Below are 6,897 nucleotides of genomic sequence, written 5' to 3'. Positions count from 1 at the left end.
GCCCACACCCTGAGCCACGCCGCCGCCCCCGCCGTTGCCGCCGTTGCCGCCGTTGCCGCCGACCCCGCCGTTGCCGCCGTTCTGGCCGCCGCCGATGCCGGTGCCATAGGCGTCGACGTCGGTGACGCCGGCGGCGCCGTTGACGCCGTTGCCGCCCTTGGTGCCGTTGCCGCCGTTGCCGCCGGCACCGCCGTTGCCGCCGTTGCCGGAGACGGTGCCGCCCTTGCCGCCGGACCCGCCGCTGCCGCCGGAGCCACCGGAGCGACCGTCGGTGCCGCTGTCGCCGGGGTTGACGCCGTTGGTTCCGTTGATGACGGCGGACACGCCGTTGCCGCCGGCCCCGCCGTTGCCGCCGTTGCCGATGTTGCCGCCGTCGCCGCCGTTACCGCCGTTACCGCCGCTGCGGCCCGGGGTCAGCGGGTTGTAGCCGGCCCCTCCCTGCCCGCCGTTGCCGGCCGGCCCGACGACGGAGTCGCCGGCCTTTCCGTTGGTACCGGCCGGGGAGCCGGTTCCGCCGGTGCCGGCCGTGCCGGCGGTGCCGGCGTTGCCGCCGTTGCCGCCGTTGCCGCCGTTGGGGTTGAAGACGGTGCCCGCCGCGCCGGTGCCGCCGTTGCCGGGGGTACCGGCCTTGCCGCCGTTGCCGCCGTTGCCGCCGGCCCCGGTGGTGCCGGCACTGCCGCTGCCGTTGAGCAGGGCGCCCGCGGTACCGCCGTCGCCGCCGTTGCCGGCGTTGCCGCCGTTGCCGCCATTGCCGCCGTCCTGGCCGGTGCCGCTGTTAAAGCCCTGGACGCCGGCCTTGCCGGTCACGCCGTTGCCGCCCTTGCCGCCGTTGGCGCCGTTGCCCCCGGCGCCGCCGCTGCCGGCGTTGCCGGCCAGGGTGCCGCTGGCACCGCCGTTGCCGCCGGCCCCGCCGGAGCCGCCGGCCTGGCCGTTGGTGCCGCTGCTGCCGGGGGCGACGCCGTTGACGCCGGGGGTGCCGGCCGTGCCGTTGCCGCCGGCCCCGCCGTTGCCGCCGTTGCCAGTGGATCCGCCGCTACCGCCGTTGCCGCCCTTGCCGCCGGAGGTGCCGGGGGTGGTGGGGCTGAAGCCGTTGCCGCCGTTGCCGCCGTTTCCGGCGGTGCCGGCCGGCACCTGGCCGGGGGTGCCGTCGGCGCCGTTGCTGAAGCCGGTGCCGCCCTTGCCGAGTGCACCGGCGCCGCCGACGATGCCGCCGTCGCCGCCGTTGCCGCCGTTGGGGTTGCCGGCCGTGCCGTTGCCGCCGTTGCCACCGTTGCCGCCGACACCGGTGTTGCCGCCGTTGCCGCCCTTGCCGCCGTCGCCCTGCTTGAAGCCGGGTGCGCTCGGCATTCCGCCGGTGCCGCCCTTGCCGCCGCTGCCGCCGTTGCCGCCGTTGCCGCCCTTGCCGCCGTCGCCGGCGGCTGGGCCATCGGCGCCATTGCCGCCGTTGCCGCCGCTGCCGCCGTTGCCGCCGGCGCCGCCGGTGCCGCCGTCGCCGGCGATCGTGCCGCCCAGGCCGCCGGTGCCGCCGTTGCCGCCGGCGCTGGCGTTGCCGCCGATCTTGCCGTCGGCGCCGGGGGAGGAGCCGTTGGCGCCGGTGCTACCCGTTGCGCCGCTGCCGCCGGCACCACCGGTGCCGCCGACGCCGTACTGCCCGGCGTTGCCGCCGGTCCCGCCGTCGCCGCCGGCCTTGGTCGGGTCGTTGGAGTTCCAGCCGGCGCCGCCGGTCCCGCCGTTGCCGGCGATGGTGGTGGGGGTGCTGCCCGGGTTGCCCGGGTTGCCGGGGTTGAGACCGGTGCCCGCAGTGCCGGCTGCGCCGCCGCTGCCGGGGTTGGCCCCGTTGCCGCCGGCGCCGCCGTTCGGGTGGGCCGCGGTGCCCGCCGCGCCGGTGCCGCCGACACCGCTTACCCCGCCGTTACCGCCGTCGCCGGCAGTGCCGCCATTGCCTTGGGTGCCGCTGGTGACGCTTCCAGCGTCGCCGCCCGGGCCGCCCTTGCCGCCGGTCCCGCCATTGCCGGCGTCGCCACCCTTACCGCCGTTGAAGCTGAAGTCGCCGGTACCGCCCTTGCCGCCGGTGCCGCCGACACCGCCGGTGCCGCCGCTGCCGCCGTTGCCGCTGTTGCCGGCAACCGTGCCGCCGTTGCCGCCCTTGCCGCCGGCTCCGCCGTCGCCACCGGTCCCGCCGACGCCGCCGTTGCCGCCGGGGAACGTGCCCGCGGAGCCGGTCGCGCCGGCGCCGCCGGTGAAGCCCTTGCCGCCGTTGCCGCCGTTGCCGTACGCCCCGGCGTCGCCGCCGTTGCCGCCGCTGTAGCCGGTCTGGCCGGTGCCGGGAACGCCGAAGGCGTCGCCGCCGTCGCCGCCGTTGCCGGTCGGGGTGGTGGGCGTGGCGCCGTTGGTGCCGTTGGTGCCCGGGCCGCTCGGGCCGACCCCGGCGATCCCGGCGTTGCCGCCGGCACCGGGGTTGCTGCCCTTGCCGCCGTCGCCGCCGCCGAGGAAGCCGTCGCCACCCTTGCCGCCGGCCGCGCCTAGGCCGCCATTGCCGCCGTTGCCGCCGTTGCCGCCGGTGCCGGTCGTGGTGTTGGCGCCGTTGCCGCCGTTCCCGCCGGCCGCGCCCTGACCAGCGTTACCGCCCGCGCCGCCGTGGCCGTTGAGGGCGCCGCTCTTGCCGCCGTCACCGCCGGCCCCGCCGTTACCGCCGGTCTGGCCGGCCTTGCCGTTGGGGTCGATGGCGTTGCCGTTGGGGCCGTTGGCGCCGGCCGCGCCGTTGCCGCCATTGCCGCCGGCGCCGCCGTCGCCGTAGAGCCCGCCGTCGCCGCCGGCGCCGCCCTTGCCGCCGTTGGTGCCGGGCACGGTGGCGTTGTAGCCGTCGCCGCCGCGGCCGCCGTTGCCGCCGACGGTGGTGGGTGTGCTGCCCGCGGTGCCGTTGGCGCCGTTGCTGCCACCGCCGACGCCGCTGCCGTTGGCGCCGCCGGCGCCGCCGGTGCCGCCCGCCTTGCCGCTGCCGGAGGTACCGCCCTTGCCGCCGGCGCCGCCGTCGGGGTTGGTGACGGTGCCGGCCGCGCCGTTGCCGCCATTGCCCTGGGTGCCGCCGTTGCCGCCGTTGCCGGCCTTGCCGCCGTTGGCGCCGAGTCCATTGGTGCCATGGGTCGCGGTGCCGCCGTCGCCGCCGGCGCCGCCGTTGCCGCCGACCCCGCCGCTGCCGCCGTTGCCGCCGTCCTGACCGCCGCCGATGCCGTTGTTGTAGGCGTTGGTGTTCGGAACGCCGTCGTGGCCGTCCACACCCGCGCCGCCGTTGCCGGCATTGCCGCCCGCGCCACCTTGACCGCCGTTGCCGGCGTTGCCGATGGTGGTGCCGCCGGCGCCGCCGGCGCCGCCTTTACCGCCGGCGCCGCCGTTGCCGCCGGTGGCGCCGTTGGAGCCGGAGTTGGCGCCGTTGGAGCCGTTGGCGCCGTTGGAGCCGCTACCGCCGGCCCCACCTTGACCGCCGTTGCCGTTGGTGCCGCCGCTGCCGCCCTTACCGCCGTTGCCGCCGGCCAGGCCGTTGCCGTTGGCGTCGGTGGCGTTGGGTATCTGGCTGTAGCCGACGCCGCCGTTACCGCCGTTGCCGGACGGACCGGTGAAGCTGGCGCCCGCCTTGCCGTCCAGGCCACTGGTGTCGCCGTTGCCGTCCAAGCCGCCGGTGCCGCCGCCGCCCGCCTTGCCGACGCTGCCGGCGTTACCGCCGTCGCCGCCGTTGATACTGCCGGTGATGCCGGCTGCGCCGTTGCCGCCGCTGCCGGATCCGCCCGCGGCTCCGCCGTTGCCGGCGTTGCCGCCGGCGCCGACACCGCCGGCGGTGCCGTACAGGCCGGCCTTGCCGCCGGCGCCGCCCTGTCCGCCGTTGCCGCCGACGCCGCCGTCGCCGCCGCTGCCGCCGTTCTGGCCGCCGCCGACGCCGGTGCCGTACTCGTCGACGCCGGATACGCCGTTGGCGCCGTCCCGGCCGGTACCGCCGTTGCCGCCGTCCGCGCCGGCACCACCCTTGCCGCCGGTGCCGCCGTCGCCGAGGTTGACTCCGGCGTTACCGCCGGCGCCGCCCTTGCCGCCGGCCCCGCCCGCCTGGCCGGTGAAGCCGTTGCCGCCGTTGCCGACCCCGTCCTTACCTACGGCGCCCGCCGCTCCGTTACCGCCGTCGCCGCCGGCACCGCCGCTGCCGTAATTGCCGCCGGCGCCACCCGCGCCGCCGTCGCCGCCGTTACCGCCCGCGGTGGTCGCGGTGTAGCCGATGCCGCCGCGGCCGCCGTTGCCGACCGGGGTGGTGGGCGTGGTGCCGTCGTTGCCGTTGACGGGCGCGTTGGCGCCGCTGCCGCCGGTGCCGCCGGCAGCCGCCTTTCCGGCGTCGCCACCCTTGCCGCCGGTCCCGCCGGTGGTGTTGGTGGCGGTGCCGGCTGCGCCGTCGCCGCCGTCGCCGGGTGTGCCGGCGTTGCCGCCGTCGCCGCCCTTGCCGCCGACGCCAGTGGTGCCCTTGGCGCCGTGCGGGTTGAGGCCGCCGACGCCGCCGTTGCCGCCGTTGCCGCCGGCACCGGCGTTGCCGCCGTCGCCGCCGTTGCCGCCGCTGGCGCCCGGGGTGGTGGGGCTGAAGCCGTTGCCGCCGTTGCCGCCGTTGCCGCCGGAGGTGGGCGTGGTGCCCTTGGTGCCCGGGGTGGGTGTGCCGGATCCGGTGCCGACGCTGCCGGCCTTGCCGCCGAGACCCGGGTTGCCGCCGGCGCCGCCGGCGCCGCCGTTCGGGTTGGCCGCGGTGCCGTCGGCGCCGATGCCGCCGTTGCCGCCGGTTGCGCCGTTGCCGCCGCTGCCGGCGTTGCCCGCCTTGCCTTGGGTGGAGCCGGTGCCGCCGTTGCCGCCGTTGCCGCCTTGGCCGCCGGCCCCGCCGGCGCCGGCGTTGCCGCCGGCACCGTTGTTGGTGCCGTTGACGCCGGCCGCGCCGTTGCCGCCGGCCCCGCCGTTGCCGCCGTTGCCCGCGTTGCCGGCGTTACCGCCGACGCCACTGAGGGCCTGGGTACCGGTGCCGCCGAGCGTCTTGCCGCCGGCTCCGCCGTTGCCGCCGCTGCCGCCGTTGCCACCCTGGCCACCGGCGCCGCCGGACTGGCCGGCGCCGTTGTTGGTGCCTACCACTCCGTCCTTGCCGGCTGCACCGGCACCGCCCTTGCCGCCGTCGGCGCCGTTGCCGCCGGCCCCGCCGACGCCCGCGGTCCCGCTGGCTGAGCCGCCGTTGCCGCCCACACCGCCGTTACCGCCGTTACCGCCTTGCCCGCCGATCTGGCCGCCGTCGCCGGGGGCTGCGCCGTTGTCGCCGGGCTTACCGGCCATGCCGTTGCCGCCGGCGCCACCGGCGCCGCCGTTGCCGATCGAGCCGCCGGCGCCGCCGGCGCCACCGTCGCCGCCGTTGCCGCCCGCGGTGATGGCGTCGAAGCCCCGACCGCCCGCGCCGCCGTTACCGGCCGGTGCGCCGACGCCGGCGCCCGTTGCGCCATTGGCGGCATTGCCGCCGCCGCCGTTGGCGCCGCCGCTTCCGCCGGCGCCCGTGCCGCCGGGGTTACCGCCCTTGCCACCGGCACCACCGGTGGTGTTGGTGACCGTGCCGGCCGCGCCGTCGCCGCCGCTGCCCGGCGTTCCGGCGTTGCCGCCCTTACCGCCGACGCCACCGCTGCCGTTGGTGCCGGTGCCGCTGCCGCTGCCGTTGAGACCGCCTACGCCGCCCTTGCCACCGGCGCCGCCGGTGCCGCCCTGGCCGCCGTCGCCGCCGTTCTGGCCGCCGCCGATGCCGGTGCCGTACTTGTTGAGGTCCGAGGTTCCGTTGGCGCCGGTGAAGCCGGTGCCGCCGGCGCCGGCCGCGCCGCCGACGCCGCCGTTGCTGGCGTTACCGCCGGTGCCATTGGTGCCAGCGCCGGAGCCGTTGCCGTTGAGACCGCCGACGCCGCCCTTGCCGCCGTTGCCGCCGGCACCGCCCGCACCGCCGTTGCCCCCGGCGAAGCCGTTGGGGCTCGAGGCCGTGCCGTTGGCTCCGGGCGCGCCGACGCCGCCGGCGCCCGCGGTGCCTGCGTTGCCACCATTGCCGGCCGCGCCGCCGCTACCGACGGTGCCCTGGGTGACACCGGTGCCCACGGTGCCCGCGGCGCCGCCCTTGCCGCCGTCGCCGCCGGCGCCACCGCTGCCGGCCGCGCCGCCGGCCTGACCGGCGTTACCGGCACCGGCGGTGCTGGTGCCGTTGGCGCCATTCACGCCGCTGCCGCCAGCGCCGCCAGCGCCGCCCTTGCCGCCGGCCCCGCCGCTGCCGCTCTTGGTGCCCGCACCGGTGGCCGCGCCGCCGGCCCCGCCGGCGCCGCCCTTGCCGCCGGCCTGGCCGTCGGCACCGGCCGAGCCGGGGTTGACGCCGTTGGCGCCGGCAGCACCCGCCACGCCGTTACCACCGGCACCGCCGTCACCGCCGTTGCCGACGTTGCCGCCGGCGCCACCCGCACCGCCGTCACCGCCGCTGGCCCCGGCGGCCGTGGGACTGAAGCCCGCACCGCCGGCGCCACCATTGCCGACCGGGCCGGTGACGGCCGTTCCGTTGGTGCCGTTGGCGGCGTTGCCGCCGCCGCCGTTGGCGCCGCCGGCGCCGCCACTGCCAGCAGTGCCGGCGTTGCCGCCCTTGCCGCCTGCGCCGCCGGTGGTGTTGGTGGCGGTGCCGGTTGCGCCGTCGCCGCCGCTGCCGGGTGTGCCGGCGTTGCCGCCCTGGCCGCCCTTGCCGCCGACGCCGTCGGCGCCCTTGCCTACGCCGCTGCCGTTGGCCCCGCCTTTACCGCCGTCGCCGCCCTGGCCGCCCTTGCCGCCGTTGCCGCCGTCGCCGCCGTTTTGGCCGCCGCCGATGCCGGTGCCGTA

At 79.2% G+C, this 6,897-nt stretch carries 1 protein-coding gene; it reads right to left on the bottom strand.

Going from position 1 to position 6,897, the window contains the following annotated elements:
* Positions 1–6,897, bottom strand: a 6,897-nt coding sequence (locus BST12_RS34430; RefSeq protein ID WP_170062222.1) for a PE family protein, incomplete at both ends; no start/stop codon positions are given.

This window comes from Mycobacterium angelicum, assembly GCF_002086155.1.
Classification (GTDB): domain Bacteria; phylum Actinomycetota; class Actinomycetes; order Mycobacteriales; family Mycobacteriaceae; genus Mycobacterium; species Mycobacterium angelicum.
The sequence above is the reverse complement of the archived record's forward strand: the minus strand, read 5'-3'. Positions and strand labels throughout refer to the sequence as shown.